Below are 15,997 nucleotides of genomic sequence, written 5' to 3'. Positions count from 1 at the left end.
CACGCAAAAGGGCCCCGCCCACACACGGACGAGGCCCTATCGGATTTCTTGGAATGGGAATGGTGCCCGTCACGTTATCCAAAGCCCAAAATCAAAGAGGTATTAAGCTGATTGGGGCACATGTGATTCCATATGCCCCAATCAGCTTTTTGATAGTTTACGTTGCAATGAAAACCAGGCGAATCCTTTTACGCACGATGGCGCGCCGGATCAATTGCCACCTTACCGCTCTCCAGCACGTGGACGCGGCCGTCAGCGAGCATCTGCACGACTTCGGGATACAGCACGTGCTCGATCGCGTGAATGTGCTCCTCGAGTGTGTCGACATCCCAGCCTTCCTCAACAGCCAGCGCGCGCTGGGCGATGATGGGACCGTTGTCGTAGATCTCGTTGGCAAAATGCACGGTCACACCGGTCACCTTGACGCCACGCGCAAAGGCATCGTCGATCGCATGCGCACCGGTAAAGCTCGGCAGCAGCGCCGGATGCAGATTGACAACGCGGTTGGGGAACGCCGCCAGCAGGGGTGTGTGCACCATGCGCATGTAGCCAGCCATGACCACATACTCGCAGCCGCGCTCGAGAAGCTCGTGCGCAATAATCTCGTCGGCGGCGATGGGGTCGGCGTAGACATCCTTGGAGAGCGTCAGCGTCTGGATACCCGCACGCTCTGCACGCTGCAGGCCCTTGGCCGAAGGACGACTCGACACCACAAGCTCAATCGAAGCATTGAGCTTACCGGCGGCGATCAGGTCGATTAGCGCCTGCAGGTTGGTGCCCGAACCGCTGATGAGCACGCCGATCTTGAGCGGCTCGGTGGTATCGGTGCCGGTCGGACGGGTATAGGGCGCAAAACCCAGGCCCTCGGCGGCAGCCGTCTGCTCGTTAGCGCTCATCGGAGTACACGACCTTACCGGAGCCCTCGACGCATTCGCCCACGCGGAACGGCTTCTCGCCCAGCGCGACCAGGGCATCGGTTACCGCGGCCTCATCTTCGGGAGCGACAATCAGGCACAGGCCGACGCCCATGTTGAAGGTCTTGCATGCCTCGTTGGGCGTAAGCTCGGCCTGGCGCGAAACATAGGTGATGACGGGCGGAATGTCCCAGCCCATCTCGGCGCCATTGCGGGTGACCACGGCGTCGACGTCGTCGGCCAGCGCACGGTTAAGGTTCTCGGTGATGCCACCGCCGGTGATATGAGCGATGGCGTGCACCGGAGCGCCGCCGCGGAGCAGCTCAAGAATCGGCTTGACGTAGATGCGCGTGGGGGCCAGCAGAGCGTCTGCCAGTGATGCGCCGCCGAGCTCCTCGAGCGGACGGCTCAGCTCCTCGGCCTTAGCGGCGGCCTCGGGCGTACCCGGCTTGATGCCGTCAACGCCGATGACTTTACGCACGAGCGAGTAGCCGTTGGAGTGCACGCCGGTGGAGGGAAGGCCCAGAATCACGTCGCCGGGGCGGACGTTGGCGGGGTCGAGCATCTTGGGACGGTCGACGACACCCACGGTAAAGCCGGCGAGGTCGTAGTCGGCGGGAGCCATGACGCCCGGGTGCTCGGCCATCTCGCCGCCCACGAGCGCGCAGCCCGCGAGCTTGCAGCCGTCTGCCACGCCCTTGATGATCTTTGCCATGTGCTCGGCCTCGATGTGGCCGATGGCAACATAATCCAGGAAGAACAGCGGCTCGGCGCCCGAAGCCAAAATGTCGTTGACGCACATGGCGACCAGGTCCTGGCCCACCGTCTCGTGACGGTCCATGATCTGGGCGAGGACGAGTTTGGTGCCCACGCCGTCGGTACCGCTGATCAGGATCGGGTCTTCCATATCCTTAAGTGCGGCGGCCGAGAACAGGCCGCCAAAGCCACCGATGCCACCGATAACCTCGGGACGGTTGGTATCCTTAACCATTTGCTTAATAGCGTCGACGGCGCGGCCGCCCTCGGCGGTATCGACGCCGGCATCCTCATACGTCACATGCTTGCTGTCGCTCATCTGAGCCTTCCTCTCCCACTACCGTTTGACACACAGACGCCAAACAGTGCCCATAGTTGCCCTCAAGTTGGCGCACACGGTAACAACGCGCGCCGCCAAATCAACAAAACATCAGGTAAAACCTACCAAAATGAACCTGTCCCTAAATGGCAGGTTCTAGGCCTCGCCGTGCTTCTCTTCCCAGCTGCGGTCATCGTATTTCTCGACCACGGCGTCGTCACCAAAGTGCAGCGGCTTATCCAGGTTGCGGGGCTTAAAGCCCTCCATAAACTTGTCGCGGCCAAAGCTCTCGGGAATCGCCACGGGATAACGGCCGGTAAAGCACGCATCGCAGTAGCCGCCCTTGGGCATGACCTTCAGCAGGCCCTCGACCGAAAGGAAGGCCAGCGAATCGGCGCCAATGTACTTGCAGATCTCATCGACCGTCTTGTTAGCGCTGATGAGCTGCGACTGCACGTCGGTATCGATGCCGTAGAAGCACGGCCAGATGACCTCGGGCGAGTTGATGCGGATGTGAATCTCCTTGGCGCCGGCGTTGCGCAGCATCTTGACGAGCTGCACCATGGTGGTGCCGCGAACAATGGAGTCGTCGATGACGACCAGGCGCTTGCCCTCGATGTTGTCGCGCAATGGATTGAGCTTCATGCGCACGCCCATGGCACGCAGCTCCTGCGTGGGCTCGATAAACGTACGGCCCACATAGCGATTCTTGATGAGGCCCTCGCCAAAGGGAATGCCGCTCTCGCGCGAATAACCCTCCGCAGGCGGCAGACCGGAGTCGGGCACGCCGATGACCAGGTCGGCATCGACGGGCTCCTCGTGTGCCAGCTGACGACCCATGTCGTAACGGCAGGCGTAGACGCTCTTGCCATTCATGATGGAGTCGGGGCGGGCAAAGTAGACCTGCTCAAAGATGCAGTTAGCGGGCTCTTCGGCAGCGGGCACACCCTGCTCGGATACCAGGCCCTCGGCACTGATGCGCAAGATCTCGCCGGGACGGACATCACGGACATACTCGGCGCCCACGATATCGAGTGCACATGTCTCGGAGGCAACGACCCAGCCGCCAGCGCGCGTGACATGAGCGGCAGCGTCGACCGTCGCGGCGTCGTCTTGCGACGGTAGCTGCGAAACGGATGCGGCGTCGGCCTGGTCCAGGCCCTCGTCCACGAGCTTGCCCAGCACCAGCGGACGAATGCCATGCGGGTCGCGGAAAGCGTAGAGTGCCTGCTCGTTGATGAGCGTCATGGCGTAGCCGCCGCGCACGAGCTCCATGGTCTTGCGAATGCCCTCGCGCAGGTGGCCCGTACGCTGGGTAAAGTAGCCAATGAGCTTGGTCGCGACCTCGGAATCCGAATTGGAGAGGAACGGCACGCCGAGCTCGATCAGCTGGCGGCGCAGCTCGTCAGTGTTAACCAGGGTGCCGTTGTGCGCAAGCGCGATGATGACGCTGTTGATGGTGGAAAGATGCGGCTGCGAGGCTTCCCAGCTCTTGGCGCCGGCGGTGCCATAGCGCACGTGGCCCACAGCCAACTGGCCGGAGAGCGTCGACAGGTCGGCGTTGGAGAACACGCGATCGAGCAGTCCCAGGTCTTTGCGAACCATAACCGTGCCGCCATCGCCCACGGCGATTCCCGCCGATTCCTGGCCGCGATGCTGCAGCGCACGCAGACCAAAGTACGTCAGTCGAGCCACGTCGCGATCGGGTGCCCACACACCAAAGATGCCGCATTCCTCATGCAGCTGGTCGGAGTCCGGATCATACGTCGACATGGTCGTCACCCGTCCCGTAGCACGCTCGGCCGCGCGGATGGTTTCTTGAGACATGGCATCCCCTCAGAGCCTCGTTATTTGGCGTTACCTGCCCTATTATACGCACGGCAAGACAAGCACTCCCGCGCATGAACAGCGGTTTTTAAAAGCCCACCGAGCTTATAATCCGTTTTGCGGCCAAACATTTTATCGGGCAACCCGCCCTCGGGGCCAACGGTCCCGTATGTTTCCGTCGCGACGCGTCTCGCCCACCGTTAGGGCTTACATTGCTGCAATTGGGCCATTCGTCCTGTCTTTTAGCAGGTCGGCGGCGTATCCTTGTAACCTACAACAAAACGAGAAAGGTTCCGTATGGATCGAAACGAACTCGACCCCAGCGTCCCCAGCGCCACGGAGGTCAAGAAGATTCCCCTCATCATTAAGGTGTACGCCGTCCTGTGCATCCTGTCCGGCGTAGGCACGCTCCCTTCGGTCGGCGCCTTTATGTGGCAGGTCATCACCGCGCTCATCAACGGCAACGCCGCCGCCAAGCTCGGCGACAACACGCTCGTCGCGGTCGGCCTTATCGTCGCCGGCATCATGCTCTCGGCGGCGAGCGCGGTCATCTTGATCATCTTTGGCCTGGACCTCATCAAGAACCAGCGCCGTAACGCCGCGCGCCTGTCCTATATCCTTATCGCACTTACCGTCGTTGAGCTTTTGGTCGACGTGATGCTCCAGGGTATCGGGCCGTTCTTGCTGCGCCCCGCCATCCAGCTCGGCATCCTCGTCGCGCTTTCGGCCACTGTTGACCCAACGCTTCGTCAGGAGCGCGAACTGCAGCGCCGCCTGCAGGAGATGCTCGATCGCGACGCCGCCGCCGAGGGCATGCTCGGCCGCGATGAGACCGGCGAGGGCTACATTAAGCTCAACTACTTCAACCTGTTTTGGGTATTCTTTGTCTGCTGCGTGCTCGGCCTGATCCTGGAGAACATCTGGCACATGACGGTCGACGATCCAGGCGTCTACCAGAACCGCGCCGGCATGCTATTTGGCCCCTTCAGCCCCATCTACGGATTTGGCGCCGTACTCATGACCATGGTGCTCAACCGCTTCTACAAAAAGAACCCCATCATTATCTTTTTAGTGAGCGCCCTGCTTGGCGCAAGCTTTGAGGTCTTTGTGGGCTGGTTTATGCAGACCTCGTTCGGTGTGGTCTCGTGGAGCTACTCGCATATGAAGCTCTTTGGCATGCCCGATCCGCTCGCCGTGCTTACGGGCGGTCGCACCTGCACGGGCTTCGCCTGCCTGTGGGGTCTGGGCGGACTCATCTGGATCAAGCTGCTGCTGCCCAGATTGCTCAAGCTCATTAACATGATTCCCTGGAAGAGTCGCTACTCAGCCACCGTCATCTTTACCATCATCATGCTGGTCGACGGCGTCATGACGCTGCAATCGCTCGACTACTGGTACCAGCGTGTCAACGGCACGGCCAGCGATATTCCCGTTGCGCAGTTCTACGGAAAGTACTTCGATAACGAGTATATGGAAAATCGCTTCCAGAGCATGACCATGAGCCCCAAGGACGCCACACGCGTGTAGCGAGCGCCGGCACAAAACAGCCCCAACACACCAAAGCCCGCTGGCAGATCTACATGAGCTGCCAGCGGGCTTTTGCTATAGACGTACACGGGTTGCCGGCTAGGCGTTACGCTTCGCGCTCGACCTCGCTCACGCACTCGTTCTTGATAGTGCCGACGAGCGCCTGCAGGGCATCGACCACATGCGGGCGAATGTCTCCGCCAATGAGCACGAGCATGATGTCGTCGCCCACGGCAAGCTCGCCGCTCGCCAGCCATACGCGCACATAGCCGATACCCGGCATCGTGCGCGTTGACTCGATAGCGGCCTGCACCTTTTCGGCATCGAAGCCAAACACCATGCCGCCCACCTTGTGGCCCGGCGCCACACCATCGGTCTCGACACCGCGCGCCTCGGACTTGGGTGTCGCACGCACCACGCCATTGTGCGTCAGGTACATGCCACACGCCGGCGCAGAAGCGTCGGCCTTGGCTTCGCGCAGCCACGCATCGACCGAAGGCATCAATTTGCCACTTTCAAGCATCGCTTCCCCTTTTTTCCGTCGTCGAGTAGCTAATTTGGGACGGGGCTCTTTTAGCTACCGCGGGCATGCAGAATGATTTTGCTGGGTTAGGTGACTGGGGTAGCTAAAAGAGCCCCGTCCCAAATTAGCTACTCTCGAACCACTTATTCCTCGACCGGTGTGAGCACCATGACGGCGCGCGTATTGCTAAATGACAGTGAGCGGCAGGTCACAAGCGTTACAACCTTAGTTGCCGAGGCAGCACGGTCGGTCGCATCGTTTGCCACGGCCGAGGCGCCATCGAGCATCTCGGACAGATAATTCGTCAGCCCGTCGTCGCCCTCAAAGTTGGTCGCGCGCGCCTTGGCATACGTATCCTCAACCACCTTGGTCGCCAGCGGTCTCAGCTTATACGTACCGTCGCGCGTAATGTAGTACACATACTCGATGCTATCGAACTTTGCCTGGTCGGTTGTGTCCGAAATAATGTTGAACATCGAGCCGTCGTTCATATGATGGCCATAGATCGTGGTCTGCTGGTCCACCATACCGGGGGCCGTATCGTCGCAGTCCAGGAAAATTGCACCGGAAGCGTTGGATGTACCGTCAAACAACGTGTTGAGGTACTTGGAGTTATTGTTGGCCTGAACCACCGGATAATTGATAGTAGTATCCGGAACGTAAATCCAGCCGACAATCTCGGGGTTCGTCTGCGCAAGGGCATCAAAATCAACGACGGGGATGCCGCTGCCATCCTTATCGCTCACATATTGTTTCTCGATCTTTGCATACGAGTCGCTTGCCTGTTTGTAGCCAATTTGCGCATTGATGTAGATAGCCGCTGCGGCAACAATCAATCCGATTCCGACAATGATGAGCAAGATAGGGAAAATCGACCGACGTTTTTTGCGCGGCTGTTGGACATGTCCCGCCGAGTCCTTATGGGCCGGTGGCGTAGTACGCTGCGGCGATTTCGCCGTGCTATACGCCGAAGGACGGTATGCGGCAGGCGTATTCTGGTGCTGGCGGCGCTGCCCTGTCGGCACCACGGGGCGTGGGGCACGGGCATGCTGGGGAGAGGATGCCCGACCCTGCTGAGGCGCACGGCTGTCAGCGGGCTTTGAAGGGTCGGGGATTTGAGAGGACCTAAAACGTTTTCCCTGATAGTCGGACATAACTCTCCTTATGGCACAAAAGGAATGGTGGCGATCTTACGCGTCAGCCATCTCCTGTTTCATTTTCTCAATGACCGTACGATACTCGGGGTCGCAAGCGCCCAGAATCTGTGTGGCGTAGATAGCGGCGTTCTTGGCGCCGTTGATGGCAACACAGGCTACGGGCACGCCCGAAGGCATTTGCACCATCGACAACAGCGAATCCATGCCGCCCAGGTCACTCGTCTTCATAGGAACACCGATAACCGGCAGCGGCGTAAAGGCAGCCACGACACCGCCCAAGTGAGCGGCCTTGCCGGCGGCGGCGATAATCACCTTGATACCGCGATCGGCAGCAGTCGAAGCCCACTCGTGAACCTTCGCCGGCGTGCGGTGCGCGCTTGCGATCACGAGCTCATAGGGCACGCCCAGCGCCTTGAGCTCGGCGGTGCAGCCTTCCATAACGCCCAGATCGGACTTGGAACCCATGATGATCCCGACAACCGGCTTTTGATCTGCCATAAACAAAGACCTCCTGTTGAGAGCGGTGACGCGGCCAATCCGCGACCCTTAACTACTGAGAGTAGTATAGCCGCTCCCGTCCCTGCGGTCTGTGGGTGCTCTGCAGCGGCCCGGTGTTTTCATCTTCACTCCGGTTGCTACGCAAAGTCGTTCAGATGAAAACACCGGGCCGCCGCAGAGCACCTTCGACCTACCGGGAATTGCCATGACGTACGTTGGCTGATTTGGTTTGGAATGGGAGGTTGACGAGGCTGAAAGTCCCTCCTACATAACGTGGGCGCCGTCGTTCGAAACAAAGACGGCGCCCACACTCAATTTTATTCAGCCCCAGTCATCGCGCAAAGCCCCTTCTGCAGCACACGGTGCAGCAAAGTCACCGCAGGCCGGGGCGGGAGGGGCCGAGTTTCCTCCTGAGCGACTCTGCTTGCAGCCGGAGCGAAAGGGGGAAATCTCGGCCCCTCCCGCCCCGGCCGACCAGGTCACATTACACCGTGTACTGCGGCAGGTCCTGCAGGGCGATGACGTCCATGCCCATGTCGTTGGCGCTGCCGTGGCCCTGCTGGTCCTCGCGCACCGCCTCGATAGCGCTCACGTAGGTGTTGGCGGCAGACATCGCCGTCACACAGGTCACGCCGCGGCGCACCGCCTCGGTGCGCAACAGATAGCCGTCGCCGCGCGAACCCGGACCGTACGGCGTGTTGATGATCACCGCGATCTTGCCGTCGGCAATCAGGTCGCCGATGTTGGGACGCTCGCCGTCGTGCGGGCCGCTGATCTTCTCCACAATCTCGCACGTCACGTTGCCGCCGCGCAGCACGCGCGCCGTGCCCTCGGTGGAGCAGATATCGAAGCCCAGATAGCGCAGGATGCGCGCGACCGAAAGGATGTGACGCTTGTCGCGGTCGCACACGCTAATGAATACCTTGCCGCTGCTGGGATCAGGCAGCTTGTAGTCAATAGCCAGCTGCGTCTTGGCATATGCCTCGGGATAGCTCTTGGCAATGCCCATGACCTCGCCCGTCGACTTCATCTCGGGCCCCAGGATAACGTCGGCTCCCGGGAAACGACCCCAGGGCATAACGGCTTCCTTCATGCAGAAGCAGTCCAGCTGGCGCTCGTCGCTCGGCAGGCCCAGGCTCGCGATGGAATCGCCCGCCATGATGCGCGCCGCGCACTTGGCCAGCGGCACGCCGGTGGCCTTGGAGATAAACGGCACGGTACGGCTGGCACGCGGGTTGGCCTCGATCACGTAGACGGTCTCGCCCTTGATGGCATACTGCACATTGACCAGGCCGCGAACTCCCAGCGCCATCGCGATGCGGCGCGTGGTCTCGCGGAGCTTCGCCTGCAGACTCTCGCTAAAGCTAAACGGCGGAATGCAAGTCGCGGAGTCACCGGAGTGGATACCGGCCTCCTCGATATGCTCCAGAATACCGCCGATGTAGACCTCCTCGCCGTCGCACAGGGCATCGACATCGGACTCGATCGCGCCCTCCAGGAAGCGGTCGAGGTACACCGGGTAGTCGGGGCTAATGCGGGCAGCCTCGGCCATGTAATCGTGCAGATGCTCGGCATCGTAGGCGATCATCATGCCGCGGCCGCCCAACACATAGCTCGGACGAACCAGCAGCGGGTAGCCGATATGCGCGGCCACGGCCTCGGCCTCCTCAAACGAGGTGGCCTGACCCGCCGGCGGGTACATAATGCCCAGCTTGTCGAGCAGGGCGGCAAAGCGCTCGCGGTCCTCGGCAAAATCGATGGCATCGGGCTTAGTACCCATGATGTTCACGCCGCTCTCCTCGAGCATGCGCGCCAGCTTAAGCGGGGTCTGGCCGCCGAGCGTCACCACGACGCCGTCGGGGCGCTCAACATCGATAACGTCCATGACGTCCTCGTAGGTGAGCGGCTCAAAGTACAGACGATCGGACGTGTCGTAGTCGGTCGAGACGGTCTCGGGGTTGCAGTTGACCATGATGGTCTCGAAGCCACGGGCCGCCAGCGCGTAGCTCGCGTGCACGCAGCAGTAGTCAAACTCGATACCCTGGCCGATACGATTGGGGCCGGCACCCAGAATCATCGCCTTGGGCTTATCTGCCGGCGTGGTCTCGTCAGGGGCAACGCACTTCTTGGCGACCGGACTCGTGCGGTAGATGTTTTCGTAGGTCTTGTAGTGATACTCCGTGGCACTCGAGAACTCAGCAGCGCAGGTGTCGACCGTCTTCATGCTGGGAACCACGCCCAGGCCCTTACGGTAAGCGCGAACAAAGCGCTCGTCCGAGCCGGTCAGCGCGGCAACCTCGGCATCGCTCGTGCCATACTGCTTGAGCAGGCGCATCGCGTCGGCGTCGATGTCCTCCACGCGCAGGCCGCGAATGCTCTCCTGGACCTGCACCATATCGTTGATACGGTTGAGATACCACGGATCGATGCCGCAGATGGCATGGATGCGCGCGACATCCCAGCCACGACGCAGGGCCTCGACCACAAAGAAGATGCGGTGCTCAGTCGGGGTGCCCACGGCCCGAGCGAGCTCGTCGTCGCTCAGCTTATCGGCACCTTCCTTGCCACCAGCGCAAATGCCCTGATGTCCGTCCTCCAGCGAGCGCATGGCCTTGCCAAAGGCCTCCTCAAAGGTGCGGCCGATCGCCATGATCTCGCCCACGGCTTTCATGCGCGTTGTGAGCGTGGGGTCGGTACCCTTGAACTTCTCAAAGGCAAAGCGCGGCACCTTGACCACACAGTAGTCGATCGTGGGCTCAAAGCAGGCAGGCGTGGCTTTGGTGATGTCGTTGACGATCTCGTCGAGCGTGTAGCCCACGGCCAGGCGAGCGGCGGCCTTGGCGATGGGGAAGCCCGTGGCCTTGGAGGCCAGTGCGGACGAACGGCTCACGCGCGGGTTCATCTCGATGACGATCAGGCGACCGGTCTGCGGGTTCACGGCAAACTGCACGTTGGAGCCACCGGTCTCGACGCCGATCTTCTCCAGAATGGCGAGCGAGGCGACACGCATGCGCTGATACTCAAGGTCGGAGAGGGTCTGCGCCGGCGCCACGGTGATGGAGTCGCCGGTATGCACGCCCATGGGGTCGAGGTTCTCGATGGAGCACACGATGATGCCGTTGCCGGCGTGGTCGCGCATGACCTCCATCTCGTACTCTTTCCAACCCTCGATGGACTCCTCGACCAGTACCTCGTGGGCGGGCGAAAGCTCAAGGCCTTGGCTCACGATGGAGACGAGCTCCTCGTGGGTGTGCGCGATGCCGCCGCCGGCGCCGCCCAGGGTAAAGCTCGGGCGCAGCACGCAGGGATATCCCACGCGCTCGGCGATGGCCTCGGCGTCGGCCACGCTGTAGGCATAGCCCGAGCGCGCGACCTCCAGGCCGATCTCGGCCATGGCCTCGTTAAAGAGCTTGCGGTCCTCGCCGCGCTCGATGGCGGCAAGGTCGCAGCCGATCATCTCGACGCCGTACTGGTCGAGCGTGCCGTCCTTTGCCAGCTCGACGGCGGCGTTCAGACCGGTCTGGCCGCCCAGCGTGGGCAGCAGCGCGTCCGGGCGCTCCTTCTTGATCACGCGCTCGATAAATTCGGCGGTGATGGGCTCGACATAGGTGCGGTCGGCCAGGCCCGGGTCGGTCATGATGGTCGCCGGGTTGGAGTTGACCAGGATGACCTCAAAGCCATCCTCCTTGAGCACCTTGCAGGCCTGGGCGCCGGAGTAATCGAACTCGCAGGCCTGGCCAATGACGATGGGGCCCGAGCCAATGACGAGGATGCGCTTGATGTCAGTACGTTTAGGCATGTTAGTTCTCCTCGGTCTCGGTCGTGGCGGAACCCTCGTCGGCAAAGTTCCAGCCCTGCAGGCGGTCCTTCGCGGTGTCGATGTCCAGGTAGTTCTCCTCGCCGTCCATGAGTCGCGTAAAGGCGGTAAAGAGATAGTGGGCATCGGTGGGGCCGGGCGAGGCCTCGGGGTGGTACTGGACCGAGAAGCACGGGGCGTCGAGCAGCTGAATGCCCTCGGCGGTGCCGTCGTTGAGGTTCACGTGCGTCAGGCGAATGCGGCCAAAGCGCTCGTTCATCACGACGGGCGCGATACCACGGCGCGCCCAGACGCGCAGATCGCCGTCGGCCGCATGCTCGGTCTCGCCGCCCGAAAGTTCGGGGACAAGCTTGCCCAAGCTGGGGAACAGCAGGCCAAAGCCATGGTTTTGCGCGGTAATTTCCACGCGGCGGCTGACCAGGTTCATAACCGGCTGGTTACCGCCACGGTGACCGAATTTGAGTTTTTCCATCTGGGCGCCGCATGCCAAGCTGATCATCTGGTGACCCAGGCAAATGCCAAAGACGGGCACCTTGCCGATCAGTTGCTGCACCTGCTCGTAGGTCTCTACCACGGCATCGGGGTCGCCGGGACCGTTGGACAAAAAGACGCCATCGGGATTCATGTCGAGTACCTGACGCGCGGGTGTATCCCACGGCACGACGGTGAGGGCGCAGCCAGCACGGACCAGACCCTCCAGGATGCCACGCTTGACACCGCAGTCGTACGCGACCACGTTGTGGCGGGCGGGAGCGGGGGCCGCAAGCGCAAAGCCATGCTCGGCAGGCAGATCGCTTCCGGCGAACGGATGGGGCGCAGGGCAGCTCACGGTCTTGACCAGGTTCTCCCCCACCAGCGTGGGAGCAGAGGCCAAGCGCTCGGCAAGCTCGTCGATGTCGAGGACCTCAGTCGAGATAATGCCCATCTTGGAGCCATTGTCGCGCAGGTGGCGCACCAGGGCTCGGGTGTCGACGCCCTCGATAGCGACGATGCCGTGTGCGCGCAGGTACTCCGGCACGCTGACGGCCGAGCGCCAGTTAGAAGGCGTGGCACACATGTCGCGCACGATCATGCCGCGCATGGCGGGAGCACTCGCAGGGCGTACGTCATCGCCGGGGAAGGCGGACTGGACATCGGTCTCGTCGATGCCATAGTTGCCAATCTGCGGATAGGTCATGGTAACGATCTGGCCAGCATAGCTCGGGTCGGTCATAACCTCAAAGTAACCCTCGAGTGAGGTATTGAAGCAGACTTCGCCGGTCGCGGTGCCCTCGGCACCACATGCACGGCCATAAAAAATGGTCCCATCCTCAAGGTACAGGATGCAGGGACCGCAAGCACCCTTGCTGGTTTTGGCCAGCATGCGCTGGCACAGTTCGCTGGGCGCGATGGTGCGGGCGGCAGCGCCCGCAATATGGTTGTTCGCCATAGTTCTCCTTCCCGGTCTCTCGGGACCGGCTTAAAGGTGTGTAGTTAGGCCTCGCGGTATTCTAACCGTAAGTATGCCTTATGGCCTTAATTACATAGAATTGTTTACAAAATGATAATTATGACTTCTTATGCATAATGATTTTTCTGGGACGGGGATTAAAAAATCATTCTGAAAGCAGAGCTTTGTCGCTGAGTAGTCAATTTGGGACGGGGCTATTTTAGCTGCCCCGTCCGTCAATCAACCTAACCGTCGTGCCACCAGCCGGGGTAGCTAAAATAGCCCCGTCCCAAATTGACTACTCGCCAACCGCATACATGACAGAATAATTTTTTAATCCCCGTCCCAGAAAAATCATCCCGCGTGGGCTTGCGGCTCACGCGGGATGTCATCGTTCTATGTGGCTGCGGACTACTTTTGCTTGTCCTGCTCAAGTAATTCGGACGGGGTGCGGCCAAGCTTGCCGCCACGGAAAATCTCGCGGCCGTGCAGGCGGTGCTCCAGGTCACGTTCGGCCTTTTCCTCGTCAATCTTAGTCTGGCTCACCGCCGGGTCCTCGATGAGCGACGATACCGAGTTCACCTGTTTCTGAATGCGCTCGGCAATGGTGTCATCCATGCTCACGATACGCATCTTCCAGTCGATATTGGTGGCGTTGGAAGAGCTCTTGGTCCAGACGAACGTCAGGATGGCACTCTGGTGGCCCTGGGCGGGAAACATGCCAAAGAAGGAATCATGCTGAATCCTGCTGTCCTCGTCGATATAGGCGTGGACGTTATACACCACACGGTCAATCTTGTCGTTGAGCAGGGCATTGGTTGCGAGCGCCGCCGCCTGAATCTGACCGTTGGACAGCAACTCTAGTTCATTGGCAGAAGACGTGTCCAGCACCGTCACCTCAACCGTGCCCGTACCCTCGTCGGCCTCGTCGACGGTAAAATCGAGCGGGAACTGCGTAAAGCCGTTGCCCCATTCAAGTCCACCTTTGAGCGCGGTCGAGACGGTATCCACCGAAACGCTCTCGGAGAGGTTCGCGGTGTTCAGGCGTCGCATCACGCCGTAGCCGATCTGCATGCCCACAATCAGCACCAAGATGCCGATAACCACGACCATGGCAGTTTTCGTAATGGTATGGCTCACCTGCGAACCCGAAGGATCGTCCTCGGACAGCGGGTCGATATGTTTTGCCTGGCTCGCGCGATCCTCGCTGCGCAGCCGCGCCAGTGTCGCCTTGTCACCGCGTTTGACGGCAGACTCTTTCTCGCGCATGCGCTCGGTACGCTTTTTGGCGAGTGTAGGATCCAAGACGCCGGATGCATCGATTTCGGAGAATAACTCCGTCACTTCTTCCGGAGTCAGATGGTTCTTATCAGCCATAACCTTCCTGTCATATCAATCAGTCGAGCTCGTGCGCACGCGCACCTTCGAACTGCATTCGATAGTAACGGGCATAAGTGCCGCCACGGGCGAGAAGCTCCTCGTGCGTGCCACGTTCCACAACGCGACCATGCTCAACCGTCGCAATCTCGTCGGCATGCTTAATGGTCGAGAGACGGTGAGCGATGATGATCGTGGTGCGGCCACGCGCCAAGCGCTCGAGCGACTCCTGCACCGCCTCCTCGCTCTCGTTATCCAGAGCACTGGTCGCCTCATCCAAAATAAGGATCTTGGGATTTTTGAGAAACACGCGCGCGATGGCGACGCGCTGCTTTTGACCACCAGAAAGACGGCTGCCGCGCTCGCCCACCACGGTGTCATAGCCCTGCGGAAGCGACTCGATAAAAGCATCGATGTTGGCGCGATGGGCCGCCTCGGCGACCTCTTCTGCCGTGGCGCCCGGCTTGCCATAGGCGATGTTCTCGCCAATCGTTCCGTCGAACAGATAGACATCTTGCTGCACCAGGCCGATGGATTGGCGCAGGCTACGTTGCGTCACGTCGCGCACATCCTGGCCGTCAATGCTAATGGAGCCGGCGGCAACGTCGTAAAAGCGCGGCAACAGCGAACAAGTCGTTGATTTGCCGCCACCCGAGGGACCAACCAAAGCGATGGTTTGACCGGGCTTAATGGACAGATCCATATGGTCGATAACGGGACGCGTCCCGTCGCCCGCGCCCAGCTCGACATCCTCGTAGCTAAAGCACACGTCGCGATACTCAACAGCGCCGGCCGTCACCTGCAGATCCGCAGCACCCGGCTTATCCTGAATATCGGGGACAGTCGAGAGCACCTCGTCCATGCGCTTAAAGCCGGCGATGGCTTTCTGATACGTCTCGGCCGAATTGACGAGCGTCTCAAGCGGCGTGCAGAACAGCGAAATGTAGAGCGCGAAGGTTGCCATATCGACCGCCTGCAGCTGGCTTTGGGCAACGAGCCAACCGCCCAGCAGCACCACGATTACATAGAGCACGCCCGAGAGCAGACCATACGTCGCGGTGTAGACGCCCATGGCGTGATACATGTTTTCCTTGGACGAAAGGTAGCGATCGTTAGAGGCACGGAACTTAGAGCGTTCGGTCTGCTCATTGGCAAAACTTTTGACCACACGCATGCCCGCCAGCGAATCCTGCAGCTGCGCATTGATGCCGCTGATCTTTTTGCGGTTATCGCTAAAGACCTCGCGCATGCGCATATTCTGCCAAAACATAATGACCGCGAACACCGCCGTCACCACGACCATGGCGAGTGCGAGCACCGGCGCAATGGTAAACAGAATCACAAACGAGCCAATGATCTCGATACCGCAAATAATGATCCATTCGGGCACGTGGTGCGCCGCCTCGCAGATATCGAACAGGTCGTTGACCACGCGGCTCATCATGTCACCCGAGCTGTTGCGATCAAAGTACGCAAAGCTAAAACGCTCGTACTGATCGAACAAGTCCTCACGCATCTTGGACTCCATGCGCGCGCCCATCACGTGGCCCCAATAGCTCACAAAGTAGCGGCAGGCGCAGCGGGTGGCATACATCAGCACCAGTCCCACCGCGATCATACCGATCGCCTGCATAATGGCAGTCTGGCCCTGGGTAAACAGCCCGCCGCACAGATTGCGCAGGATAATGGGAAACGCCAGGTCAATGGCGGCGAGCACCAGGGCGCAAATGGTATCGGCAACAAAAAGCCCCATCTGGGGCTTGTAGTAAGACAGAAAACGCTTCAGCATGTGATCCTCAAAGAAATATCAGCAACGTAAGACCCTGGGACAAAGCAATCAGTAGTACTTGTCC

Annotated in this window: 11 protein-coding genes; 1 reads left to right on the top strand and 10 read right to left on the bottom strand. The window is 60.5% G+C overall.

Features of this window, described 5'->3' with window-relative positions; translation table 11 throughout:
- Positions 1-188: 188 nt before the first annotated feature.
- The 3 genes from purN to purF form a co-directional block, all read right to left on the bottom strand.
- Entirely contained in the window at positions 189-896 is a 708-nt protein-coding gene (purN, locus tag ACTNB2_RS06520; protein WP_441015246.1) for a phosphoribosylglycinamide formyltransferase, read from the bottom strand.
- Positions 886-1,989, bottom strand: a complete 1,104-nt coding sequence (gene purM / locus ACTNB2_RS06515; protein ID WP_427793755.1) for a phosphoribosylformylglycinamidine cyclo-ligase — start codon at positions 1,987-1,989, stop codon at positions 886-888. The genes purN and purM overlap by 11 nt, the downstream gene beginning before the upstream one ends.
- 156 nt (positions 1,990-2,145) lie before the next feature.
- The gene (purF, locus tag ACTNB2_RS06510; protein ID WP_441041472.1) at positions 2,146-3,816 is read right to left on the bottom strand and encodes an amidophosphoribosyltransferase; all 1,671 of its coding nucleotides are present in this window, start codon (positions 3,814-3,816) and stop codon (positions 2,146-2,148) included.
- Positions 3,817-4,113: 297 nt separating this feature from the next.
- On the opposite strand from purF, the gene ACTNB2_RS06505 reads away from it, so the two are divergent.
- Complete coding sequence (locus ACTNB2_RS06505) at positions 4,114-5,343, top strand: putative ABC transporter permease (RefSeq protein ID WP_441041470.1); 1,230 nt, start codon at positions 4,114-4,116, stop codon at positions 5,341-5,343.
- 106 nt (positions 5,344-5,449) lie between these two features.
- Here ACTNB2_RS06505 and ACTNB2_RS06500 read toward each other — a convergent pair whose 3' ends face one another.
- From ACTNB2_RS06500 to ACTNB2_RS06470, 7 genes are all read right to left on the bottom strand, one after another.
- Positions 5,450-5,866, bottom strand: coding sequence for a molybdenum cofactor biosynthesis protein MoaE (locus ACTNB2_RS06500; protein ID WP_427717956.1), 417 nt, complete (start codon positions 5,864-5,866; stop codon positions 5,450-5,452).
- 143 nt (positions 5,867-6,009) lie between these two features.
- Positions 6,010-6,726, bottom strand: a complete 717-nt coding sequence (locus ACTNB2_RS06495; protein WP_441044790.1) for a class B sortase — start codon at positions 6,724-6,726, stop codon at positions 6,010-6,012.
- 330 nt (positions 6,727-7,056) lie between these two features.
- Positions 7,057-7,521 (bottom strand): 5-(carboxyamino)imidazole ribonucleotide mutase, encoded by a 465-nt coding sequence (gene purE, locus ACTNB2_RS06490; RefSeq protein WP_441041467.1) that lies wholly within the window; start codon positions 7,519-7,521, stop codon positions 7,057-7,059.
- 484 nt (positions 7,522-8,005) lie between these two features.
- A complete protein-coding gene (carB, locus tag ACTNB2_RS06485) occupies positions 8,006-11,320 on the bottom strand; it encodes a carbamoyl-phosphate synthase large subunit (protein ID WP_441042193.1) in 3,315 nt (1,104 codons plus the stop codon).
- A gap of 1 nt (position 11,321) precedes the next feature.
- Positions 11,322-12,767, bottom strand: a complete 1,446-nt coding sequence (carA, locus tag ACTNB2_RS06480) for a glutamine-hydrolyzing carbamoyl-phosphate synthase small subunit (RefSeq protein ID WP_441042195.1) — start codon at positions 12,765-12,767, stop codon at positions 11,322-11,324.
- Positions 12,768-13,178: 411 nt separating this feature from the next.
- The gene (locus tag ACTNB2_RS06475; RefSeq protein WP_427729200.1) at positions 13,179-14,144 is read right to left on the bottom strand and encodes a hypothetical protein; all 966 of its coding nucleotides are present in this window, start codon (positions 14,142-14,144) and stop codon (positions 13,179-13,181) included.
- Between the two features lie 19 nt (positions 14,145-14,163).
- Positions 14,164-15,933, bottom strand: a complete 1,770-nt coding sequence (locus ACTNB2_RS06470) for an ABC transporter ATP-binding protein (RefSeq protein WP_441042197.1) — start codon at positions 15,931-15,933, stop codon at positions 14,164-14,166.
- Positions 15,934-15,997: the final 64 nt, after the last annotated feature.

The organism is Collinsella sp. HCP28S3_G2, assembly GCF_052065125.1.
Taxonomy (GTDB): Bacteria; Actinomycetota; Coriobacteriia; order Coriobacteriales; family Coriobacteriaceae; genus Collinsella.
Note: the sequence above shows the minus strand (reverse complement) of the source record. Positions and strands in the feature narration are given on the sequence as shown.

Coding starts and splice junctions, on each gene's coding strand:
- purN (WP_441015246.1), bottom strand. CDS start 896: ATGAGCGCTAACGAGCAGACGGCTGCCGCCGAGGGCCTGGGTTTTGCG.
- purM (WP_427793755.1), bottom strand. CDS start 1,989: ATGAGCGACAGCAAGCATGTGACGTATGAGGATGCCGGCGTCGATACC.
- purF (WP_441041472.1), bottom strand. CDS start 3,816: ATGTCTCAAGAAACCATCCGCGCGGCCGAGCGTGCTACGGGACGGGTG.
- ACTNB2_RS06505 (WP_441041470.1), top strand. CDS start 4,114: ATGGATCGAAACGAACTCGACCCCAGCGTCCCCAGCGCCACGGAGGTC.
- ACTNB2_RS06500 (WP_427717956.1), bottom strand. CDS start 5,866: ATGCTTGAAAGTGGCAAATTGATGCCTTCGGTCGATGCGTGGCTGCGC.
- purE (WP_441041467.1), bottom strand. CDS start 7,521: ATGGCAGATCAAAAGCCGGTTGTCGGGATCATCATGGGTTCCAAGTCC.
- carB (WP_441042193.1), bottom strand. CDS start 11,320: ATGCCTAAACGTACTGACATCAAGCGCATCCTCGTCATTGGCTCGGGC.
- carA (WP_441042195.1), bottom strand. CDS start 12,767: ATGGCGAACAACCATATTGCGGGCGCTGCCGCCCGCACCATCGCGCCC.
- ACTNB2_RS06475 (WP_427729200.1), bottom strand. CDS start 14,144: ATGGCTGATAAGAACCATCTGACTCCGGAAGAAGTGACGGAGTTATTC.
- ACTNB2_RS06470 (WP_441042197.1), bottom strand. CDS start 15,933: ATGCTGAAGCGTTTTCTGTCTTACTACAAGCCCCAGATGGGGCTTTTT.